Genomic DNA, 21,657 nt, shown 5'->3' on the forward strand with positions numbered 1-21,657 from the left:
TCTTCAGACGTGTATTTTCTTCTTCTAAAGCCTTTAATCGTCGGGCATCAGAGACGTCCATACCTTGGTATTTTTTACGCCAAGTATAAAACGTCGCATCAGAGATGTTGTGCTTGCGGCAGAGCTCTTTAACGGAAACACCGGCTTCTGCCTCCTTGAGAATGGTAATGATCTGCTGTTCGTTGAATCGCTTTTTCATGTTCATCTTCCTCACTGATTGATGAACATTACTAAGTTAACGATGGATTAGAAAGCGGGGGCAGGTCACTGAAGGCGAAAAGATTAAAGACTTGCAAACGATCGCAAATTTGACCCTTTATTTAGTTTGAACATATTTTGTTCGATTAGTCTGTTACGCACGAATAGGAAATGTAGATATATAGAGTTCTATAAATGGTTACTTGCTATCTTAGGTATATTATTGATCCATCAAAGGTTACTGATTTTGAAGAGTACGCCAAAATGTGGATTCCACTCGTCACTAAGTTTGGTGGACAACATCACGGTTACTTCTTGCCTTCAGAAGGCGCCAATAATGTAGCACTTGCGCTATTTTCATTTACTAGCCTCGCGACGTATGAAGCTTATCGCACCGATTCATTGAAAGATTCAGAGTGCATAGCAGCATTTCAATTTGCTGAAGATACAAATTGCATCATCAGTTACGAGCGCAGCTTCTTTAGACCCGTCTTCGATTAAGACTCGCAAAGAAAGAGCTAACTTAGACTTTTATGACGCAATTTTCATGGAAGTAGTGTGGTTCAAACGTTGCAATTAGTTGGGTGCAATAAGCACCTGTTATTCATACGTCGTATACCCTAGGGCTTATATGTTGAAAACGAAGTATATATTTTTGTTCATTTTTATCATGACGACATTCAGTTTGTTTACAGTTTATGAAATGAACAATGAAGATAAGTCTGAACTTGAGCAAGCAAGAAGCAACTCCGGCGTATCACTAATAGAGTCAGAGAAAGGGGCTACTCGATACCAAGTTTTTGGAGAAGAAAACAGCCCAACAGTTGTTCTAATTCATAGTTTTAATGGTTTTTTAGAGTCTTGGGACTCGAATATTAATGCCTTGGTAAACGCTGGTTACCGCGTTATTACTTACGATCTTTTTGGACGAGGTCTCTCTGACCGTCCACACGTTGACTATGATCTTTCGCTTTTTCGACACCAGCTCGATGGCGTATTAAAGGCAGTCGGAGCTACAAATGTTCACCTTGTTGGTTCATCGTTTGGAGGTGTCATTGCGTCTGATTTTGCCTACCACTATCCTGATAGAGCTATCAGTCTTGTTCTTGTGGGGCCAGCAGGCTGGTCTGCTCAGGAAGGGAGAAACCCACTTCTTGATATACCTCTTCTTGGTGATTTGGCTTTTCATTATTTTGGCCAAAAGATTCTTAGGCCAAAAGTCGAAGCATACCTATTTAACCAATCAAAGTTTTCTGACGTTGTTGAACAATGGGCGAACTATGCAAGTTACCCGGGTTTTACACGTTCGGCACTTTCTACGCTAAGACATTCTCCCGTTCTTGATTACTCTAACGGCTGGATACAATTAGGAAAGCTAGGGAAGCCAACACTATTCATATGGGGTAAGCAAGACGTTAGCTTTCCTTTTGCTAACACGGAAAAGATCCCAACGCTTATCCCGCATGCGAAAATCATCGGAATCGAAGATGCCGCGCATTGGGTAAACGTTGAGCAAGCCCAACAAGTCAATGAAGCAATAGTTTCATTTTTATTTGCCAGTGACAGCAGTTCGTAACCTCACTGAAAAGCTGAGATATTTTCTGATTCTGTAGCTTAAGGCTTAAGGAAAATCTATGACAATTTCGTCCAGCATTGCTCTTTTCATAGCAATGCTCCTTTCAGCTGCGATCCCCGGCCCTAGTGTTTTAGCCGTTGTTTCTAGATCAATGGCATCGGGAAAAGTAAATGGGTTGCTGGTGGTTGCCGGAGTATTGGTTGCAGACTATATCTTTATATTTCTCGCTTTAAGTGGGCTTTCTGCAATCGCTGACGTTTTGGGCGAATTTGCGAGCTTCATTAAATTCGTTGGTATCAGTTATTTGTTTTGGTTGGCGTTTGTTACGTGGAACTCTAACCCGATACCTACTGATAAAGCCAGTAATAGTGACAAACAGAGACACTCTAGTTTCTTTGCAGGTCTGCTAATGACGCTGGCTAACCCAAAAGCCATTCTGTTTTATATGGGTTTCTTCCCCGCTTTCATAAATATTGAGTCCATCGGTATCTTCGATATGTTTTTAATTATTTTAATATCAACTGTTTCGGTTGGTAGCATATTAAGCTTCTATGCTGTGCTGTCAGCACATGCAGGAAACCTTTACGAGAGTAGCTTCTCTCAGCGTTTCCTGAACAAGCTATCAGGTGGAGCCTTCGCAACATGTGGGGTTGTGCTGGCTACAAAAACCTAACAATCATGGCCCCTGCTGTATTTTGTTTTTGGAGAATCATGTGAAAGTAAGACTGGCAACCAAGGAAGATTCTGAAACTTTACTCGCTCTCATTCAGCTAAAAGCTGGATTTGATCGAAACATGAAAGGGTTCAATGGTGAAGTTTCTACAACGGTAGAGAAGATTGAACGCACTCTATTTGGAGATTTACCTTTTGCACATGCCCTTCTGTTGGAGATAGAAGGTAAAGCGCAAGGGTTTGCCCTTTTCCACTATCGGTACTCCTCATTCAGTGGTGATCCCTCTATTTGGCTGGATGATCTTTTAGTTGTCGATGAGCAACGCTCCAAAGGCTTGGGGCTGGCTCTGATGAAAGCCATTAAATCGCAAGCAGAGTCGACATTGGCTTCTCACATCGCTTGGACAGCGAGCCCACACAATACAGGAGCGCACCAATTCTATGAAAAGTTAGGTGCCGAAATAGAACGGATGGAGGGAGCACGACCCTTCTTTCGTTGGTCAGTTTCTTAATAAAAAGTCATTCATCAAGATAAAAACTTTGTGTGTCTAAGAGACAACAACAAAAATCAACTGGAACAAGTACTTTTGGGGTAAAGAATGGTAGAAGAAAAGGAGTTGAGCATTGCCTTTCAAAACGGTCAGGAAAGGCAATGCCCTTGGAAATCAGAATTGCTTTGGCGCAAAGCCAGTAACCACTTCTAGCTTCAGCTCTTTACCGAGTTTAGTAAGTGGGTGAACGACGACAAGACCTCGAACAGACTTTTTCAGTTTGCCCATATCTGCCTGCTCTTGCTTCGTAATCTCACGAGAGAAAGGCATATCAAGCAGGGCTTTACGTTCTTTATTTAGCGTATAGCTTTGCTTGTGAGTGAGTTGATTGACCTTTTTCGTCAAATCTTCTATCTCATCAGTGAATTTCGTCACCATTGGATCGTCACCACGAGATCTGGCGGCATTAAGCTTTACTTGGCTTTTGTTCAGACGGTTTTTCAGTTGTTGAAGTTCTTGTTTAATGCTCATGGTAATCGACCACTCAGATTGACTTGGGCGCGGAGTGTACCACAAGCAATGAAAGATGGTATACCCAGAGCCATTAGGCCGTTTGCGTTTTATGAATGTCCTGAAACGCAAAACATAAATGTTTGACGCCGTTGGGTGACTAAAATCCCTGTGATTAGGATTGCTTTCTGGGTTAACTTTTGAATAATTCGCCTTGCCAACAATATAACTGTCCCAGACCAGGTCTATTTGGTCGAAAGCATTCGAATAGCCGTCATTTAATTCAATAAGGGAAGTTGGAATAACTCTATTTCGCACTTTGACGTATATTCAACAGTGATGTAGCGATCGTCATGACGAGTAATCATTTACTCAGACTTGTTTGTGTTTCTCCGCAATTATTATTAGTTGTTTGTCTATTTTCTAATTAAAGAGCACTAAAAAGAGTAGACTTCTCATATCGCTCGACGGCAACATCGCCGGCACCGACGTAGTTGGTTCTCTTCATGCCTCAGAAAATGATTGGTGGCCACTACTATCTCAGCGATGACTCAGTCTATTTTTACAACAGGTTATCAATTGAACCATACAAAAATAAGCCTCAAACGCTTACCCAAGCGTCTGACCCAGTACATCCCTCCTGTGAAAAATTTAATGGCAATTATTTTGGTCGGTGTGGTGTTAGGGGTTTTAGGCCCTTTGGGTAGCCATGAAATTCCCCGCTCAATATCGATCGTATATTGGGTCACAACTTGCTTTGTTGGTTTTGCAATCTACCAACCCATAATCGCCATAAGCCATCAAAAGCTATCTCCTCTCATAACACGAGTTTGGATAAGAACTCTTATTGCCTGTATTCCAGCAGGTATATTCATGTCTGGCGCTGTTTTGATACTCGTGCGGTTATTCTTCGGCAGTCATGTGCTAAGTGGTATAAGTTTCCAAGTCGTATTATTTAATACAGGGTTTGTTGGCGCCACCATTGCATTACTCCACGAGGTGTTTGAGGAAAAGGGACGTCAAATAAATCAATCCGCGCGACATTTAGAAACCCTTACCGAGCAAAAAAATCTAGAAACAAGCTCTGGCTATGAGGAATTCATGGCCAACATTCCGGTTGAAAAGCGCGGCACACTGTTGTGTTTGGAAATGGCCGATCATTATTTAACGGTACATACCGACAAAGGCCGTCATATGATGCTGATGCGGTTAAAAGATGCTACTGCATTGTTGAGGCAGTATCCGGGGTTGCAAACACATCGTTCTTGGTGGGTTGCTCACGATGCAGTAGTGAAGGTAGTAAAAAGTGGTAGAAAGTTTCACCTTGAGCTGAGTAATGAACTCAGTGTGCCAGTGTCCAGAAGCTTCATCGATAACGTAAAAGCGGCTGGATTGGGACAATAAAAAAACCAGTACAGTAACTTATATCGCTACTTTTGCCCAAGATATATTGGTTATTCATCAATAATGTGCGGCACCCGATATTTGGTTCGGATGCCGTATGCGTTGCTATGTCGCGGTGTTTATCAGTTATGGTACCAAAACTAAACTGACGTTAATGAAAAAGTGAGTAACGATCAAAAATTCCAGCCTTTTCATTTTCATCAAAATAAACGGTATGCCGAAGGCACATCCACCCACAATGTAATACAACGACCGGCCTAAGTTGTCAGGCTGACCATGAATAAGTAAGAACGACACTAATGTAATTGGCAGGATGAACCAAGGATTATCAATGACACGTTTTAGTCGCGTAAATGCAAAACCACGAAATAATACCTCTTCCGTGATTCCAGTTGTCAGCGCCATAACTATCATGAAAAGTCGTTCATTTGTTGATACGGCTGCGAAGTATATTGATTGCGAACTTCGTGGAAGATCGTCAGCATAATAGATATTGGGAAGAACAAACGCTGCCAGAACCAGCATCCCGAGCACACCAATAAACCAATATTTCCTCTCTACATACCACGCTAAGCTAACCCCAATACTGCTCCATGCTTCCTTGTTTTTATAAAGACAGAACCAAACGAATAAAAACGGTACCCAGTGATAAACAAAGTTTCCAAGCCAGAAGCTCCACCAGCCCAATCGCGGTAAGTCTCCGAAAGCACTACAAGGCCAGCCTTCAGCGACCAGCGGGAAAATAAACTCCGAAAAGAAATCCAAACTATAGAGCAGTGGATAGAGAACAAGCGATACGACTAACGCTAACACCGTATACTTATCAAGCTCAGTTTTCACACCAACAGTTATCTCTTGTGTCATCCCTTTACAACCTCTTATTAAATTATCTCGATAACTAATTAAGCAGCATCCCAGCAAATAAGTGCCCGGCCGCCCTTTCTGAATGAGCAGTAAAACTAACTAAGCAAAGTTCATCCACCGAAGCTTCGTGATTGGAGACAGAAACTTCGTGAATGGGCGCGTTCTGGTGGTGTTCCCATTGACGAATCGTGAAATGACCAACGCTTTAAATGCAGATGAAATAATCATTAAGAAATGCTTTGAGGAGAAGAGGTTAAAGATATTTGGTTACACGCCTCAATTTTGTGGTCTGCTGTGGGTCACAAGAGTTATGAAGCGCAGAAATTCGTACCTAAGAGTGATTTCATTCCCTTCATGGAACAATGGAATATAATTGAACGCACCTTGTTTCCAAAACGCTCACCACCATTTAATACCGAATCATTCAGCAGCACATATTTCACTTGCTCGACCACTGCCTCGCCACCGATGATGAGCTTAAAGAGGAGTACTCTTCATTTCCTGATCCCTTCCCTGCATGGGGTGGCGTGTGTTCAGTTTAATGAAATGAGTCAAAAATCTCTTAAACTCAGCAAAAAATCAAAAAAAGACACGGTATAAGGTATGTCTTATGCCGTATCTTTTTAGCAGGGTTTGAAAAGTCATCATCCGACTGGCTCGGAAACGAGCGCACTATCCGCCGTTAATTTCAGGCATCAAAACGGTATTTAATCACTATTCTCCCTTATTAATATTCTACGATTTCAGTCAATATCAGCATCCGTGCGTTGTTTACACGCTATGTCTGAAACTCCATCATTACACTTGCGATGAGCATTAAACTACTGTTTATTAAGTAATATTGTGGGAGTCTTATTCATGGAGGTTGTGTTAGTGTTCATAAAATAATCAGCGCTCATTCCAAGTAATATTTCTAGTCTTACACAACAGGTATTGAGCAACCATTTACGCTAACAAGAGGATCAACTCTTTGAATACTCGATACTTACCGCTCGTTTTGCCGTTGTTTAGTTTGCTTTGGTTAACAGGCTCCGTGGCGATTGCGGGACACTTTTACCCAGACTACAGCCATATTGCACAGTTTATTAGCGAGCTGGGCGCAACTGGCTCCCCCTATGGGTTTTATTTAAACTATTTAGGCTTTATACCCACGGAACTGTTCATGCTTGGTTTTGTGGTTGTCAGTTACTCTGCGTTGCCGCGAACAAAGTTGAATATTATTGGACTCATATTTATTACTGTCTATGTTGTTTCCCTTTGCGCCGCAGCCTTTTTTCCTTGTGATTTTGAGTGCCGGCCTGACAAACCAACACTTTCCCACATCGTACACATGGCGATCACTTTACCAGGGTACATTTGCGGAATCTTAGCCGTAGTGTGCATATCATCGGGTTCGCATTCTTGGTCAAAGTCAAACCTACTCAAGGTTGTAGGCTATACGGCGTCAGTATTGGCTGTTATCGCATTTTTCAACCTAAATCCGAGCTCAGAAATAGTAGGTTTGATTCAGCGATTATTTGAACTAACCCTGTATTCATGGTTTATTTTCATGGGGTATTGTTTGAGCAAAAAGGCACAAATGAATTAAGCCATATCGTTAGCTAAATATTTGCTACATTTTTACTTTTCTTCCAAACGTAAATGGTTACTTAGTAGAGCACCCTCAGATTATCCAAGGGTGCTAAACATATTGGTTATTTAGCTATTAATGATATTCTTCGGTGTCTTTTAAACTAATCAAAGACGTCGGTTCAAGCTCAATATAGAATGCTCCTTTCTTTACCCCATTTAAGTACTCAGCGTATATGGAACCCTCAACAGGTGATTCAACATCTATGTGAAGTTGTACCAACTCATTGTATTTATTGTAAAAAACCATACCTAGTCCTTGTGTGTTGTGAAGAACTCTATTTAACTCTCGTGTAAGCAACTCTTATTGACCAATAAGTTAGTCTTTTTATTTTAATTTAGTATGAATATAAATACATATCGAGTCTTTTGCGTGTCTCGTTTATGAGATATTTTGTCTTTATGAGTAGAACGTTTTTTTTTAAACACACAATAATCAGGTGTTTAGATCAAAAAATTCTCAGAGACAAATGATACTGGCTTTGACTTCATAAGAGATCGCTTAGTACGTGTGACTATTGATCGGTTTTTCATTGAAATGCCAGTCATCATTAATGTCGAGCATGAAGGCATAACCTCTATGCTTGTACCTTACGCTCTACAATTTTTGCCAATCACCGTTGGTTCAGGTTGAACACAAGAAATTACGACCTCTGACCCCTTTTTCGATTGTTCATCAACAGAAGGCTCCTTCATAATCCGATAATTTTCGTGTACTTTTACGAAAATTTTATCGTTGTACTTTTTACTTTAAATAGATTGATAAAATATATGAATCGAAAAGAGTAATACTAAATAATTTTTTATATAAAAGGCTTTACCTCAACCCAACTTGAGCTTTTAAAGTGCAGTCAGTGTTAACAAAGGACTTCACTTTCATGAAAAAATTAGTGTTATTTTCAAGCGCAAATAAGCAAGGGTTTACCGCTCAGTTAGTTGAACATGTCGCGCAACATCATCAATTTGAAATCGTTGATGTTGATTCACTCACTATCACGCCTTACAGCTATGAAAACGATTATCCCGAAGATGACTTTCATCCATTAGTAGACAAAATCCTCACGGCAAATGCATTAATCTTTGCTTCACCCGTCTACTGGCATGCGCCGACTGCACCAATTAAAGCACTTATAGACCGCATCACCGAATTAACCGATGTGAGCTCTCATAAACCTAAAGCGCGTGCCCTTGCGGATAAAAACGTTTTTATCTTAGCCACATCAGCCAGCGAACAGCTTTGTCCAATTTATGATGGATTTTTTACTAAGATATTTGATTATTTTAAGATGAATTACGTAGCCAGATTACATGCGAATTGTCGCGATGGTTTCGCAGTCGATGAAAAGGATCTTTCCGAATTTAACCATGCACTCAATAACGCAATGAGTAACATTGACTGAAGGAATTGAACAACTTTCTCTGCGATTAGATTCGCAAACTCTCTCAACACTCATGTTTAGGCCCCGCAATCGCGGGGTCACGGAAAACGTAGGAAACATCTTGCTTTTCAGCCCCGTTTTATTTTCTTGGAGTCAAAATGTATATTCTTATTTTAATTTCAAGCCTTGATCCGAACAGTAAAAGTAGAAAACTCGCAAAAATGTGCGCTGTTGAAATCTGAAAGCTCGGATATAAATCTAAGTTCGTCGACTTAGCTGCTTTGAATGTGCAAAATTTCGATAACAACAAAATCTATCACACAGAGCAGTACAAATTTCTTCATCAAATGACACGTAACGCATCTGGGATAGTTTTGTGTAGTCCAACCTACAACTGGAATTGCTACTCTGAGCTAAAAAATATATTGAGTATGTGGGATCAACGACTCCTGATTGCAGTGTCACTGGCGCCCTGTTCGATAAAGTCATCACTTTCGTCAATTCTGCTAGCTTACCTCACAGCTACATGGCGCACTCTGCTTTGTCAGTTTCTCTGTCTATCGATTTTAAATGCATCATTAACCCCTATAACGTGTACGTGCATGATCGTCATTGGATAAATAGCGGTTTAACTGAAGAACGAAAACCGAGATTAACGAAATCGATGAAAGTAATGACTGAGTTATGTGGACTGTTAACCACCCGGACTTACAAATCAAGTTGGGAAATATAATTTTCTTTTAATCGTCATTATTGAATTAAAATATGTTTCTTTGAAGTAAGTAAAAAATAGAGAATATTGCGATGAAAATCAATATTGATCTTTCCCTCTATTTTATAGGTATTTATAAAAACATCTATTTATATATAATTTATATGTCAAGAATACAAAGGTGATTTTATTTTTGGATCACGCCTGAAGTTTTAAATATCTATTTGAAATTACACTTGGCTTAGTTTCTCTTATTAGTCTAATTCATGGTTTATACAAAATAACTGAATTTGTTCTTTATTGGTGCTGACGAGTCCCATGTAAAAAATGCATAACGTAAATGTAATCAGAAGGCATCATATATACATCTTTTTTAGACCCTTACCTGCCTGAAAATGGAGCCGAAAATGAACGAAGAGACTGAACTAACTGCAGATGAACAAAATGTATTAGAGCAAATCAGAGAAATAAAGGCATTCTATTCTTATTTACTCAATTATGGGTTAGTCATAGCATTACTTTTTCTGATCAACTTCATCGCAATGCCTGACTATATCTGGGCAATTTGGCCTGCTTTGGGCTGGGGTATTTATGTAGCCTGGCACGGCCTAAATGCTTTTGATGTGGTCAATTTCTTTGGCCCAGAATGGGAAAAAAAGCAGTTGGAAAAACGCCTAGGAAGAAAGCTGTAATTGCTCCAGAACACCTTGTATATTTGCTCCAAAAAGATAAACCCTCGACTACACGAGGATTTAACCTTCTCTTCTCTGCATTTCTACAAATAGCTACATCGCTGAAAAAAGACTCAAACACGCATTTAATTCATAGCACCCAACCATGTCACATTGATAAGTAAAAAGGATAACCCACAAAGAGTCTCCCTATTTTTGGAGGCACTGACGTGTTGACGGTCGCAAATCTTTTCTTCTCGCTTTATGAGGCAGAGTCCCGAGACTACATTGGGAACCTTGCAATTCATTTCGCTGCAAAGGAGAAGAAAATGACACCATCAGCAGTTCTTGTTCATGTACCTGATGTTGCTAAAGGGCTTGAATGGTATAAGCAAGCTTTCCCTGACGCAGTGCCAATTTATCTCCCAGAGTTTGATTTTACTGTTCTCAATCTACATGGTGTATATCTGGAAATTGTTCAGGCTGATGAAAAAGTAGGCTCGGGTAAAAATGGTACCGTCATTTATTGGTCTGTTGAAAACTTATCAGTAGCTATCGCTCACTTTGATTCCAAGGGTGGACAACTCTATCGTGGACCAATGGACATCGAGAATGGTCTTTCCATGTGCCAAGTCGAAGATCCATTCGGCAACTTAATCGGACTCCGAGGGCCTAATACTTTTCAGGAGAATAAATAATGATCTTCGATGTCGCCTTAGTTTTATCAGCATTGCTATGTTCGCTTGTTTCGGGGCTTCTTTTATCCTACGCGATACTGGTAATGCCAGGGATTAAGAGTTTTGATGACAAAAACTTCATCAAGACATTTCAGGTGACGGACCGCATTATTCAGAATAATCACCCCCTATTTATGATGATTTGGCTTGGCTCAGCAATTTCAGTCATTGTTTCTATGATTATTGCTTCGACAAATTGCACGGTATCGATTTCTATATGATGCTATTTGCTACAGTCGCCTATATTTTGGGTGTTCAAGGGGCCACATTTGTCATACACCTGCCTCTCAACAATACATTGCAGAGAGTTGATGTCGATAATTCCAGTGACGAAGAGCTAAGTACAGCACGCCTTGCTTTTGAACAGCGTTGGAATCGCTCAAATGAACTCAGAACAACCCTTGCATCGCTTGTTTCTCTGACATTGATCGTGTTGGCGCTAAAACAATAGTGCAACTGTAACTCTCCCCCGGTCCCCTGAAGCTCAATTCGAACAAATACTAAGTAATGTGCATAGGAGAAGGAGATAATTGCGCTTAAGACGTATGAGGTGAAAAAAATGAAGCTGGTAGATAAGTTTCACCTTATTCATTAAGTGAAAAGTGCAATTACTAACATATCGTACATGCCGAAATTAACCTCTCTAATATTCAGAGAGATTGTATTGTCATTTAGACAAATATTGGACTTTGATAGGCTATATATATTAGCAAGTCATTGATTTTATTTTTTTCATAGGTTTAATATACATTTTTGTTGATTTTTCTTATCCATACAGCTAATTTCCGCCATCAAAGCAACAATAATAATAACAATGCACTTAGATGAGTATCAGTCATATTGTCACTCAAAAAGTCTATAATTACATTTGGTAAATTTCTAAAGTTTTTAAACCAAAGTGAAAGGAATAACTATGAAAAAATGCTGTTATAACATCGCGCTTGCTATCAGTTTATTGTTCTCTAGCCATACTTTGGCTTCAGATATTGGAATTACTTGCCAAGAATTTTATGACACCACAAAACAACTCGAAGAATTGCGCGACATGGAGTACAGGGACGATTTAAGTGATGACGAAATTCTACAAGCATGGGAGTTAGCAGGGTATATAGCTGGAGGAATATTTAATATTGCTGAAAGAGTTGGTGATGAAGCATTGCTTCATGATGCACAAAGACTCGCTCATCAAGTAGTCGCCCCGGAAAATTACTATCCTGAAGAAGCTGGTGAAACGTTTTCAGATATCATTGAACATTTTCAACGTCTACTAGAAGAAGGCTGTTATTAGCCCATCCGGTATTTATGTTTACTTTTTTGGTGATGAGTATTTTGTAAAATTTTGAACGTTTGCACATTTTATCCTGATTTCAAGTTTGTATTAAATATTCATCACCTCTTCATCCACCAACTCTATCTAGACAAACTTAACTCACTCTACTTTCTCAAAGGCATCACGTAGATCTTTCATCTACCACCGATTCTCCCTACGATAGTTAAACGTGTAGGGGATCGCAATTTGTTGAATCAATTTATATTGAAGCACTTACAAGTCATATTATTCCAAGTCAAACAACCCATCTGACGTTAAATAAGTTTCTAATCGAAGCAATGTTATTTGCCCATGAGAATACGTGTAGCCACAGAAGAAGATCTCGCTCAAATCAGCGAGCTATGCAAGCAACTCGATGATTACCACTATAGAAACGATCCTGACAACTTTGTTAAGGCCACAAAAGCTCAACTAAATGGTAAAGACGCGTTAGGCAGAAGCATCCATGACCCCGAGTGGCTCATAGCTGTTGCAGAAGATAAAGGTGTCATTATTGGCTTCATAAAAGCATGTGTGTTTGACGTAAAATTAACTTTCTTGCTTCCCAAAAAGTACTGCGACGTGAATACGATTGTCGTGGACCACACATTCAGAAAACATGGCGTGGGCGTAGCCCTCATGGAGGCAGTGAGTTCATGGGCTTCTTCTCAAGAAGTAGATCGCATATCCCTTGAAGTCATGGAATTCAATACTGAAGCAATGGCGTTTTATGAAAAGCTTGGTTTCACAACAAACTCTAGGTATCTGACAAAAGACATCGTGTAACTGTGTGGCAAAGCGCTATTTCGAAACCAGTGATGACTAAAGGCTAATTTCTCTCAACTCACCAGATCACTGTTATAAACAGAAAGATAAAGACATCGACATGAATTATCAAAGATCATCATCAAAAACTCATCATTATTCTGCCCTTTTATGGGATAACGATGGTGTGCTGGTTGATACCGAACGACTGCATTTTCAATCGACCTCAGATGTATTCGAACAAGCGGGCATCAAACTTACGCTACAGCAATACGTGGATTATTTTCTGAAGCAATCCAAAGGGACGTCTAAATTCGCAGCGGCTCACGGACTCAGTGTCGCTGAGATAGCAGACATTAAGGAAGCTCGAGATACACGTTACTCGCAACTACTCGAGAAAGAGCCAATCGTGATAGATGGGGTGCGTGAGACTCTGAACGAATTACGCCCCAACTTTACGATGGGGATCGTGACAAGCTCTCGCCGTCATCATCTGGAGGCAATGCATGAGCGCACTGGCCTACTTGAGTTTTTTGACTTTATAGTCTCGCGTGAAGATTACACCAACAGCAAACCAGCGCCTGATCCGTATCTCGCAGCGATTACCCGCAGTGGCTCTCCAGCCAATAACTGTTTGGCAATCGAAGATGCCCTAAGAGGACTTATTGCAGCCCAAGCCGCAAACTTAGACTGTTGGATTATTCCGACAGAGCTAACTCAAGCAATACCCTTCTCAGGTGAAAAACGAAGACTAAATACTATTTCTGATGCAGCCAATTTGCTTATCCGATGAGTTTTTAACGCATTTATTAAGATGTAAGCCTCTCGCCAGAGCGTGCTTTAAATTGACAAACTTACCTTCTAACGAGTGCATATTACAGAGTGGACGAGGTAGATGTGGACATTGCGATACTGACTTTTGATGGATTTAATGAACTAGATTCGTTTATTGCATTGGGCATCTTAAGCCGAATGCAAGATTCGGGATGGAATGTACAGATCGCTTGCCCATCGCAATCAGTCATATCGAAGAATGGCGTCATTATTCAGGCTCAGCAGCCCCTTGAATTTGCCAACAGTGCTGACGTTGTCTTATTCGGTATCAGCTCACAAACCCGGCACATTCTGCAAAACAGTAACATGCTATCAAGGCTCATCCTAAACACTGAAAAGCAGCTTATCGGCGGCCAATGCTCTGGTGTGTTATTGATGTATGCACTCGGTTTACTCAACCAAGTTCCCGTGTGTACAGACTTAGCGACGAAACCTTGGGCCCGAGAGTCTGGTATTAAGGTGCTAGATCAGCCCTTCTATGTTGCTGGTAATATTGCGACGACCAGTGGATGTTTGTCATCGACATATTTGGCTGCATGGGTAATCAGCAAATTGGCAGGTAAACCCCAGGCTGAATCAGCGATTCATTACGTTGCGCCGGTTGGAGAAGAGGAAAATGCGGTGAAACATTGTCTGTCTGTGGTTAGCGCTTATCTTTAATTTTACCCCGTCATTACGGTAACAACACATGTAACGTATTTAAGGAGACAATCTGTTTCTTTCTTAATTATCTATAACGTCAGCTATTAATAATATGTTAATGGGTTAGAAAATTATGATAAAAATTGTTAATCTATCTTTCCAGAATATTTAACTTGTGTTTAATTATTTCATAAAATACAAAAAATAACATATTTAAACATTCAATAACAATAAAATATTTTATTACTTTTCATTAACTCTTAAACTATCTTTTTCTAATCTATTAATATGCAACATTAATAATGTTATTTTAATAAAATCGTTAATTCAACAGCTTATTAAAAACACACATTTATTTTTTAATACAATTAAATGATTTTATTTACAAAACACCATTCAATTACTCTGTAATTTTCATGATCTGGAAAAATATAAAATAATCAATATCGAAATGATTAATCTTTGAATGTAATATCCTCTCCGCTCCATCATCATAATTCAAAAATAATAACTCTCGAAAATATTACTTAGGAAACTCATGAAATATTTATTATTGCTGTCGGCGATATTCTCGACATTTGCTTTTGCTGAACAGGCACCAGCAAAGCCGAAAATAGGCTGGCTTAAAGATATCTACGCAGAGAATGAAACCCTGACCGTCAACTGGCAAATACCATACGGAAAGAATGGTGATCATTGGTATCTTTTCGATAACTCTGAACAAATTCATCAGGAAAGTCTGATAGATACAGGTAACGCGACACAAACCGGCTCCTTCAATTTTTCCGCCGTTTTTCCGGGTGAACATTACCTACAGGTTTCACTTTGCCATGGTACTGGCAATCATGAAGTCTGCACGCGAAGTGACTTGGCTAAATACATCGTCACCTCTCAAGATAGCGTTAATATTCCGGCCAAACCACAACTTGGCCAGCTCGCCAGCGATATAGAAACTGCAGGTGAACATGATTTAAGTATTAGTTGGAACAAATGGTGGGGTAACAATGGTAATCATTGGAACCTTTATATCAATGACCAAAAAGTACAAAGTCACTCACTCATAAAAAATAACTCGCAGCAACAAAGCGACAGAACTACATACACCATGCTAAACAGCGGTAAATATAACGTTCAGGTTGCGCTTTGCGATAGCAATGGTTTTGAAGAAAAATGCACATTGAGTGACAGCTTCACAGTTAATTTTACTAACACCGAAGCTCGCGCTGACTTTAAAGTTGTCACAAAGGCGTTGACGAGCAAGTTTGATAAACTCGGCGATACCGTCAAGCTAACATCGACAATCACGAACACAGGCACAAAGACGCTTACGAGCTTTGTGCTCAACAACAGTGATATTGTTTCAGATGACGCCTTGCCAGCAAAACTTGAGGCTGGGCAATCTGCTACGTTCATTGCCTCGCACCAAATTAATGCTGAGAATATGGAGAAAAACGAATTCCTCACTAATATTCATCTAACCGCCAGCGAACCAAATGGCCATAGCCTTTCACGCCTGTCTGATGACCCAACAAATCCGGCAGATATCGACAGCGACAACGATGGTTACCCTGATGATCCAGTTGTTATTTTGCGTAAGCAGAAGGTTACGGGCCTTAAATTCAGCGAAATATCAATGGCGTGGGCTGAAATAGTCAACACCAGTGACAAAACAATCGATCTCTCAGACGTAAAATTTATCGCCGAAAACTTTATGGACGGTGCGATAAGGTTTGATCTTCCAAAAAGGAAAATGCGCCCTAATGAGTATCTCGTGATTCGTTTTAGGACTCCCTACTACGAGGAAAATGCTGGACAAAAGGGAAAAAGCATCTTCATCGATAGCATATTTATCAACCAATCTGTTGGACAAGGCATGTTTGCCCTTGAATCTGACAACGAACTGTTAGATTACGTACAAAAAGGCGAAACAGACACAAATATCGCGACAGAAAAAGACTGGCAAGGGCTAAGCATATACCCGCTGGGAAGTATTCCGCGTACGACCGATATTCTCATTCGACGTGGCGATATTGATCATAACGATCGCAGTGACTGGGAAGTGAAACCACTCACCTACTCGACCGTTGGCGGTCCTAACGACGTTTTCGATGACACCGACACCGACAACGACGGCATTCCCGACAGCGCAGAGCGACAAGGCGGCAGTCTGGCAGGCATTTCTTACTACGATTTAGGTGCGCGGGTTGGTCAGCGTGACTTGTTCATCGAGATAGATTGGATGAAGTCTGACGACCCAATGCTTTCGCCAATGTATCCCTCATTGAAAAAAGTACAAAGGGCGTTTGCCAACCAAGGAATTAGCGTTCATTTTGATACCGGAAATTTGTTCGGATCCGAATTCAATTTAGCAGGAGGGGAAGAAGTCCCATTCAGACGTCGCATCAACATGGATTTAAACCCGAGTGACCACGATGCGAATATTTATGAATATAAAGATCGATTTATGGATATCAGACGATCATCAGTTTTTCACTACCTGTTGATTGCGAACACCGAAGACATTAATCAGCGTAATAGTGGTTCTGGACGTGCCGAGATAGGTGGCAATGATTTCTATGTGACGCTCGGCGAGTGGACCTGGGATGAACTCCACGATGCGAAAAAGCGCAAAAACAGACAAATAAATGTGCAAGCAGCGACCATCATGCATGAACTAGGACATAACCTTAACCTGCGTCATGGCGGTTTTGAAAATAGAAACTATAAGCCTAACTACTACAGCATCATGAATTACCTGTATCAAATTAATGGTATGCCAGACGCTCAGGAAAAGAATAATTCAGATCGATATGCATCGGTAGCGAGAGCATTATTGAGCCATGGTCCATACAGCGATCCTAATCAGTTTATTATCGATTATTCGCATGGCCTCAGCCCGGCCATTGACGAAAAGCATATTGACGAAAATGCGGGGATTTTTGGTAACCATATTCCTTTCGATGCAAACTTTGACGGTCATTATGATTCGGATGTAGCGCGAGAACTTAATCGCGACGGCTCACTCGATGTGATTAAGGACCATGATGACTGGAATAGCATTAATCTAGAGTTCCAGATCGATTACACCGAGGGCACGTACTCGCTATTCGATATAAACACCTCAATCTGGTCTGATGAAAGTAGCCTCCACTAACAATCAGTGTCCGCACTCTGGCGACGATAAAGGTTCAGGGTAACTCAGTAAAAGCAGCCTTTGAGTAGGCTGCTTTTTTTGTTCATTACAAATAAACGCCCCAGTACCGCCACATTAATATTGATAGGTTTCACCTTAGATGACCGTGTTGTTTATCAGTTAACAACCCTCTAGCGGGAATTATCTGATACTACTGATGTTGGTTACTATTTTTCACTTCAATCAGGTATGCTTTTTTATACACAAGCAGAAAAGTGTTGAACATGCCTATTACTCATAAGATCAATATTTTATATATCGACGGTGGCGCAGGGTTTACTGTTGGTCTTCTGTTACTGCTCTTACTGGATAGGATAAGCAGTTTATATAATTTACCCGTCTCAGTGGTCATGTTTCTGGGTGTGGCAAATGTATGTTATGGCCTTTATGGCATAACAATCGCAGCTTCACGTTTTAAAAACTCTGCCTCGATTTCATTGCTTGCCATTGCCAATGGTTGCTGGATGGTCATTTGTACTCTCCTTGTTCTTTACCATCTTAAAACTGCTAGCCTCATTGGTTTGAGCTTTCTATCCCTTGAAGCAATCTTCGTCGGTTTTCTTGCTTGGTTTGAATGGGAAAACAGATATGCCTTATCAGAGGTTTGTGCGGCCGAACCCTAACGCCTAATCAACTTCTTACACATTTCTCAGTCGGCCCTGTGTAACTGCATGTTAGACAAAGAGTGGCTCTAATCTCCCTGATGAATCATTCATGATCGTATGAGTTCGATAGTATTGAAGGACATTAAAACACCTACATTGACCATAGAAACAACAGCTGACATCTCTCACTCAGAGTGTATTGCCGATAGATGGCAGCGGTGCCTTCAGAACACATTGTCTCGAATCTCATCAAAGCAATGACGATCCGCTGGTTTATCCAAATCAACCAAACGCCACTCACTCACATGTGTTTTTTGGTAATCCATCGGTCGATGCCTTCACCAAATCGAAAAGTTTAAGACGAGCAACGAAAACCACCTGCGACGGCAATACTCTCAATCGTTCGGCATATTGGGTGCCCGCGCTTTATGGCGCAAATGGTCAACGTATACCTTACATCGAGCCACTTTTTTACTACAAAACGGGTTATCACCTACCCGCAAGTTCCATTCAAACACCACCAGAAAACCTGAGAATGATTGCTGGCCAAGCAATGCCAACCGCGTTGCAGAGTACCCAAGCGGTTAAATTTCGTTGTGCCAGTTGGACTTCAAAACAAGCATGGTTTGATGACGGTGACCCGCTGGATCATATTGCTCATTTCCCTGCCTGCAAAATAGGGGATTTGGTGGAAATGCGGATTGTCTTTCCGCAGTGTTGGGATGGAAAAAACCTTGATTCAGACGACCATCAAAGTCATATGGCCTACCCAAGCGAAGCAAGGCCACCAATAACGGGCAAAGGCGCTTGCCCTGCCAGTCACCCTATCGCGATCCCCGAAATCTCCTATAACTTTGCTATTTACGTTACCGACGAAACCGGTCCGTCGACAGCGTGGCGCTTATCCTCAGATATGAATCCCAAATTACCTGCAGGCCATAGTGCCCACGCCGAATGGATGAACGGATGGGATAACGACATTATGCGAGCTATCGTCGAAAATTGCCTCAAACCCGCTTTCGAATGCAGTGTAGGCTTGTTAGGTGATGGTACTCGTCTGGTGTCAGTGATTGAAGAGTAAGTAGGCACACGCTTCTGTTGTTCAGGCAAACGCGGTTTTGACAAATATTCTCGCAGGGATATTTCCCGCTTGTTTGGTTTATCACTTCCCGATAAAGCGAAATATCACCCTACCAGACTGCTTCGAACTCGTGAATGATGATTCATCGTTTACTCCTCTCAACATTTAACAGCGTTATTGAATGTTAACGTCAGCTGTTATCTTAAAAGCCCAACGGATTGAATTTACCCACGTCGGAGACATCGAGCATGGCAGAAGCAGTAACGACATATTATCTAGAAATGACATCGCCTTCAGACCTGAAGGATAAACCGGATTCGAAGGGCCTGAATGTTGTAGAAGCTGAAATTGATGAGTTCAGACTGAACAAATTTCTCTATGAATACGTCGGCGGACCTTGGCAATGGAAAGACAAGCTGTCACTCCCTGATTCAGCCTGGGTCGAGTATGTTTCAAATCCAAACCTTCGTACCTGGGTCGCTTATTTCAAAGGGGCAATTGCTGGTTACTTTGAACTACATGCTGAAGATGACGGCAACACAGAGATCATGTACTTCGGCTTAGCCGAAGCCTTTATCGGCAAAGGGTTTGGCGGTTATTTTCTCTCTCAGGCAATTCAATCCGCGTGGAGCATTCCCTCAACCAAACGTGTATGGGTTCATACCTGTAGCCTTGACCACGAGTCTGCGCTTAACAACTATCAAGCGCGAGGTTTTACTCTCTATCAAACCGAAAGCGACACCTGAATACCGATTAAACCTTTGAGCAGTATTGCTCGTTGGGGAGTATTCGAAGAAGAACAAACATATTGACGACGGAACGCGTGAAATGGATATCTCTGCAAACTTTAGAATGCTCGCTGTATACAATCAGCGAATGAACAAACAACTTCTAGAGGTATGTCAGCAGTTAACAAACGAACAGTTGCAGCAAAATACCAATGCGTTCTTCCCAAGCGTAATGGCGCACTGGAATCACATCTTGTTCGGCGATTTAATCATGCTTCAAAGGCTGATAGCGGGTCGTTTGGTTGATGTCGAACCCTCGATAATAGAACGGCTACCTATTGCAAAAGCAGTTGATGATCAGTTTGTGGCCGACCTGAAAGAGCTTTCCATATTGCGGCCTTTAGTGGACTCTATCTACGTCGATATTACCCGCTCACTCAAGGTTACAGACTGTAATAATCTCGTTCGGTATACCACGACGGAAGGCAAAAAAATCGAACGTAATCTTGCCGAGTTTTTACAGCACATATTCAATCACCAAACACACCACAGAGGCCAATTAACCTGTGTGTTAAGTCAGTTAGGTATGGACTTTGGCTGTACCGATTTACCCATCATCGTTCCAGAGGGCGCACGCTAGCTAACTGCTCTTTTAGGCAGTAAGCCTCCTTATCTTTGTGTTGTGCGCCTGAAAATCCTTCGTGATATTTGAATTAATTCATAGCTTATTGTTTTTTAATAAACGACTTAACTCTCTGATTAAGCGACTGATTGGCACTAGCTTCGTTTATTGAAATAAAAGGCAAGGATTGAATTATGTGGGACGTTGTTTCTCTTATGTTGGCTATCGGCGTAATGATGCTGATCATAAATTATTGGATGGATCCGAGACAAATCATTGATGACATTCGAACCCTGAAAGGCTCTAACGATCGCGTTGAAAAACTAGAGAGAAGGATTGAAGAGCTGGAAAAAATACTGATGTCCGAAAGGAAAAGTGACTGAGCAGCTTGTTTGATTTACTGGCAGTAACAACAACAAATATAAGACGATACTCCTTTACTCAGTAGCGCATTTTCAGCACCAACACCGAATCAGGAATAAACAATGTCTATCATGTTAAAGGACATTTCGTCTCAGAACTACCAGGCAATCATTGAGCTCGAACTGGCAGAGCATCAGAAACAGTTGGTCGCTCCCAATGTATATTCATTGGCTCAGGCAAATTATGAAAAGGGAATGACTCCTAGGGCTATTTACGCCGATGACACGCCAGTCGGGTTCATCATGTATATTTCATTGTATTTCGAAAACACACCCAATAAGTACAGCATTTTTCGTTTCATGATTGACAAACATTATCAATCTAAGGGGATTGGAAAACAGGCCCTCGAACAATGCATTCAGGAGATCTCATCAATTCCCGATGCAGAGGCAATTGAGCTCAGTGTCCCCCCGAGCAATACGATTGCCAGTCATTTTTATCAAAAGTTTGGTTTTATCAAAACTGGTCTTATTGATGAAGACGGAGAGTATGTTTTCGAATTACAGCTATAGATCATCCACAAACGCCTTGAATATGTTCGAATCCGGCCGTTCTCCAGTGTGTAGATCTCTTTAAACCTTTTTGACTCTAAGGCGGTGACACGTGAAAAGA

At 41.0% G+C, this 21,657-nt stretch carries 26 protein-coding genes; 23 read left to right on the forward strand and 3 right to left on the reverse strand.

Features of this window, described 5'->3' with window-relative positions; translation table 11 throughout:
- A partial coding sequence (tnpA, locus tag CS022_RS16645) for an IS66 family insertion sequence element accessory protein TnpA (RefSeq protein ID WP_145964521.1) occupies positions 1-199 on the reverse strand: 199 nt, incomplete at its 3' end.
- 194 nt (positions 200-393) lie between these two features.
- On the opposite strand from tnpA, the gene CS022_RS16650 reads away from it, so the two are divergent.
- From CS022_RS16650 to CS022_RS16665, 4 genes are all read left to right on the forward strand, one after another.
- Positions 394-699: an NIPSNAP family protein gene (locus tag CS022_RS16650; protein WP_129123221.1), complete on the forward strand. Its 306-nt coding sequence runs from the start codon at positions 394-396 to the stop codon at positions 697-699.
- Positions 700-901: 202 nt separating this feature from the next.
- Complete coding sequence (locus tag CS022_RS16655; protein ID WP_161569655.1) at positions 902-1,774, forward strand: alpha/beta fold hydrolase; 873 nt, start codon at positions 902-904, stop codon at positions 1,772-1,774.
- 58 nt (positions 1,775-1,832) lie between these two features.
- Positions 1,833-2,447 carry a LysE family translocator gene (locus CS022_RS16660; protein WP_129123223.1) on the forward strand — a complete coding sequence of 205 codons (615 nt, stop codon included), beginning with the start codon at positions 1,833-1,835 and terminating at the stop codon, positions 2,445-2,447.
- Between the two features lie 40 nt (positions 2,448-2,487).
- On the forward strand, positions 2,488-2,958 hold the full coding sequence (locus CS022_RS16665) for a GNAT family N-acetyltransferase (protein ID WP_129123224.1): 471 nt from the start codon (positions 2,488-2,490) through the stop codon (positions 2,956-2,958).
- A gap of 153 nt (positions 2,959-3,111) precedes the next feature.
- On the opposite strand, the gene CS022_RS16670 is transcribed toward CS022_RS16665, so the two are convergent.
- Positions 3,112-3,468, reverse strand: coding sequence for a YibL family ribosome-associated protein (locus CS022_RS16670; RefSeq protein WP_129123225.1), 357 nt, complete (start codon positions 3,466-3,468; stop codon positions 3,112-3,114).
- A 504-nt stretch (positions 3,469-3,972) separates the two neighbouring features.
- Between CS022_RS16670 and CS022_RS16675 the strand changes: the two genes are divergently transcribed.
- Positions 3,973-4,851, forward strand: coding sequence for a LytTR family DNA-binding domain-containing protein (locus CS022_RS16675; RefSeq protein ID WP_129123226.1), 879 nt, complete (start codon positions 3,973-3,975; stop codon positions 4,849-4,851).
- 126 nt (positions 4,852-4,977) lie between these two features.
- Here the strand turns inward: CS022_RS16675 and CS022_RS16680 are convergent, their stop codons facing one another.
- Positions 4,978-5,715 (reverse strand): CPBP family intramembrane glutamic endopeptidase, encoded by a 738-nt coding sequence (locus tag CS022_RS16680; RefSeq protein WP_129123227.1) that lies wholly within the window; start codon positions 5,713-5,715, stop codon positions 4,978-4,980.
- A 1,012-nt stretch (positions 5,716-6,727) separates the two neighbouring features.
- Here CS022_RS16680 and CS022_RS16685 point away from each other — a divergent pair.
- From CS022_RS16685 to CS022_RS16770, 18 genes are all read left to right on the forward strand, one after another.
- Positions 6,728-7,303 carry a DUF998 domain-containing protein gene (locus CS022_RS16685; RefSeq protein ID WP_268967907.1) on the forward strand — a complete coding sequence of 192 codons (576 nt, stop codon included), beginning with the start codon at positions 6,728-6,730 and terminating at the stop codon, positions 7,301-7,303.
- Positions 7,304-8,222: 919 nt separating this feature from the next.
- Positions 8,223-8,744, forward strand: coding sequence for an NAD(P)H-dependent oxidoreductase (locus CS022_RS16690; protein WP_129123229.1), 522 nt, complete (start codon positions 8,223-8,225; stop codon positions 8,742-8,744).
- Between the two features lie 266 nt (positions 8,745-9,010).
- Positions 9,011-9,343: a hypothetical protein gene (locus CS022_RS27785; protein WP_328590401.1), complete on the forward strand. Its 333-nt coding sequence runs from the start codon at positions 9,011-9,013 to the stop codon at positions 9,341-9,343.
- A gap of 499 nt (positions 9,344-9,842) precedes the next feature.
- Complete coding sequence (locus CS022_RS16700; RefSeq protein ID WP_235869569.1) at positions 9,843-10,127, forward strand: 2TM domain-containing protein; 285 nt, start codon at positions 9,843-9,845, stop codon at positions 10,125-10,127.
- Between the two features lie 308 nt (positions 10,128-10,435).
- A complete protein-coding gene (locus tag CS022_RS16705; protein WP_129123231.1) occupies positions 10,436-10,804 on the forward strand; it encodes a VOC family protein in 369 nt (122 codons plus the stop codon).
- The gene (locus CS022_RS16710) at positions 10,804-11,064 is read left to right on the forward strand and encodes a hypothetical protein (protein WP_129123232.1); all 261 of its coding nucleotides are present in this window, start codon (positions 10,804-10,806) and stop codon (positions 11,062-11,064) included. Before CS022_RS16705 ends, CS022_RS16710 begins: the two co-directional genes overlap by 1 nt.
- Positions 11,061-11,294 carry a DUF1772 domain-containing protein gene (locus CS022_RS16715; RefSeq protein ID WP_129123233.1) on the forward strand — a complete coding sequence of 78 codons (234 nt, stop codon included), beginning with the start codon at positions 11,061-11,063 and terminating at the stop codon, positions 11,292-11,294. Before CS022_RS16710 ends, CS022_RS16715 begins: the two co-directional genes overlap by 4 nt.
- A gap of 462 nt (positions 11,295-11,756) precedes the next feature.
- Positions 11,757-12,131, forward strand: coding sequence for a hypothetical protein (locus CS022_RS16720; RefSeq protein ID WP_129123234.1), 375 nt, complete (start codon positions 11,757-11,759; stop codon positions 12,129-12,131).
- Between the two features lie 333 nt (positions 12,132-12,464).
- Positions 12,465-12,938, forward strand: coding sequence for a GNAT family N-acetyltransferase (locus tag CS022_RS16725; RefSeq protein WP_129123235.1), 474 nt, complete (start codon positions 12,465-12,467; stop codon positions 12,936-12,938).
- A 100-nt stretch (positions 12,939-13,038) separates the two neighbouring features.
- Positions 13,039-13,710: an HAD family hydrolase gene (locus CS022_RS16730; protein ID WP_129123236.1), complete on the forward strand. Its 672-nt coding sequence runs from the start codon at positions 13,039-13,041 to the stop codon at positions 13,708-13,710.
- Positions 13,711-13,814: 104 nt separating this feature from the next.
- The gene (locus tag CS022_RS16735; protein WP_129123237.1) at positions 13,815-14,411 is read left to right on the forward strand and encodes a DJ-1/PfpI family protein; all 597 of its coding nucleotides are present in this window, start codon (positions 13,815-13,817) and stop codon (positions 14,409-14,411) included.
- Positions 14,412-14,931: 520 nt separating this feature from the next.
- Positions 14,932-17,547: a chitinase N-terminal domain-containing protein gene (locus CS022_RS16740; RefSeq protein WP_129123238.1), complete on the forward strand. Its 2,616-nt coding sequence runs from the start codon at positions 14,932-14,934 to the stop codon at positions 17,545-17,547.
- A 263-nt stretch (positions 17,548-17,810) separates the two neighbouring features.
- Positions 17,811-18,209, forward strand: a complete 399-nt coding sequence (locus CS022_RS16745; protein WP_129123239.1) for a hypothetical protein — start codon at positions 17,811-17,813, stop codon at positions 18,207-18,209.
- Between the two features lie 181 nt (positions 18,210-18,390).
- A complete protein-coding gene (locus CS022_RS16750; RefSeq protein ID WP_161569656.1) occupies positions 18,391-19,272 on the forward strand; it encodes a DUF1996 domain-containing protein in 882 nt (293 codons plus the stop codon).
- Between the two features lie 248 nt (positions 19,273-19,520).
- Entirely contained in the window at positions 19,521-20,018 is a 498-nt protein-coding gene (locus tag CS022_RS16755) for a GNAT family N-acetyltransferase (RefSeq protein ID WP_129123241.1), read from the forward strand.
- Positions 20,019-20,100: 82 nt separating this feature from the next.
- The gene (locus tag CS022_RS16760) at positions 20,101-20,640 is read left to right on the forward strand and encodes a DinB family protein (RefSeq protein ID WP_129123242.1); all 540 of its coding nucleotides are present in this window, start codon (positions 20,101-20,103) and stop codon (positions 20,638-20,640) included.
- Between the two features lie 176 nt (positions 20,641-20,816).
- Positions 20,817-21,005: a hypothetical protein gene (locus CS022_RS16765; protein ID WP_129123243.1), complete on the forward strand. Its 189-nt coding sequence runs from the start codon at positions 20,817-20,819 to the stop codon at positions 21,003-21,005.
- A gap of 102 nt (positions 21,006-21,107) precedes the next feature.
- Positions 21,108-21,557 (forward strand): GNAT family N-acetyltransferase, encoded by a 450-nt coding sequence (locus CS022_RS16770; RefSeq protein WP_129123244.1) that lies wholly within the window; start codon positions 21,108-21,110, stop codon positions 21,555-21,557.
- Positions 21,558-21,657 lie beyond the last annotated feature (100 nt).

It is taken from the genome of Veronia nyctiphanis (assembly GCF_004116385.1).
Taxonomy (GTDB): Bacteria; Pseudomonadota; Gammaproteobacteria; order Enterobacterales; family Vibrionaceae; genus Veronia; species Veronia nyctiphanis.

Bases quoted from the DNA above. Each gene is read 5' to 3' on its own strand.
- CS022_RS16650 (WP_129123221.1), top strand. From the start codon at position 394: ATGGTTACTTGCTATCTTAGGTATATTATTGATCCATCAAAGGTTACT.
- CS022_RS16655 (WP_161569655.1), top strand. From the start codon at position 902: ATGAACAATGAAGATAAGTCTGAACTTGAGCAAGCAAGAAGCAACTCC.
- CS022_RS16660 (WP_129123223.1), top strand. From the start codon at position 1,833: ATGACAATTTCGTCCAGCATTGCTCTTTTCATAGCAATGCTCCTTTCA.
- CS022_RS16670 (WP_129123225.1), bottom strand. From the start codon at position 3,468: ATGAGCATTAAACAAGAACTTCAACAACTGAAAAACCGTCTGAACAAA.
- CS022_RS16680 (WP_129123227.1), bottom strand. From the start codon at position 5,715: ATGACACAAGAGATAACTGTTGGTGTGAAAACTGAGCTTGATAAGTAT.
- CS022_RS16690 (WP_129123229.1), top strand. From the start codon at position 8,223: ATGAAAAAATTAGTGTTATTTTCAAGCGCAAATAAGCAAGGGTTTACC.
- CS022_RS16700 (WP_235869569.1), top strand. From the start codon at position 9,843: ATGAACGAAGAGACTGAACTAACTGCAGATGAACAAAATGTATTAGAG.
- CS022_RS16705 (WP_129123231.1), top strand. From the start codon at position 10,436: ATGACACCATCAGCAGTTCTTGTTCATGTACCTGATGTTGCTAAAGGG.
- CS022_RS16710 (WP_129123232.1), top strand. From the start codon at position 10,804: ATGATCTTCGATGTCGCCTTAGTTTTATCAGCATTGCTATGTTCGCTT.
- CS022_RS16715 (WP_129123233.1), top strand. From the start codon at position 11,061: ATGATGCTATTTGCTACAGTCGCCTATATTTTGGGTGTTCAAGGGGCC.
- CS022_RS16720 (WP_129123234.1), top strand. From the start codon at position 11,757: ATGAAAAAATGCTGTTATAACATCGCGCTTGCTATCAGTTTATTGTTC.
- CS022_RS16725 (WP_129123235.1), top strand. From the start codon at position 12,465: ATGAGAATACGTGTAGCCACAGAAGAAGATCTCGCTCAAATCAGCGAG.
- CS022_RS16730 (WP_129123236.1), top strand. From the start codon at position 13,039: ATGAATTATCAAAGATCATCATCAAAAACTCATCATTATTCTGCCCTT.
- CS022_RS16740 (WP_129123238.1), top strand. From the start codon at position 14,932: ATGAAATATTTATTATTGCTGTCGGCGATATTCTCGACATTTGCTTTT.
- CS022_RS16745 (WP_129123239.1), top strand. From the start codon at position 17,811: ATGCCTATTACTCATAAGATCAATATTTTATATATCGACGGTGGCGCA.
- CS022_RS16755 (WP_129123241.1), top strand. From the start codon at position 19,521: ATGGCAGAAGCAGTAACGACATATTATCTAGAAATGACATCGCCTTCA.
- CS022_RS16760 (WP_129123242.1), top strand. From the start codon at position 20,101: ATGGATATCTCTGCAAACTTTAGAATGCTCGCTGTATACAATCAGCGA.
- CS022_RS16765 (WP_129123243.1), top strand. From the start codon at position 20,817: ATGTGGGACGTTGTTTCTCTTATGTTGGCTATCGGCGTAATGATGCTG.
- CS022_RS16770 (WP_129123244.1), top strand. From the start codon at position 21,108: ATGTCTATCATGTTAAAGGACATTTCGTCTCAGAACTACCAGGCAATC.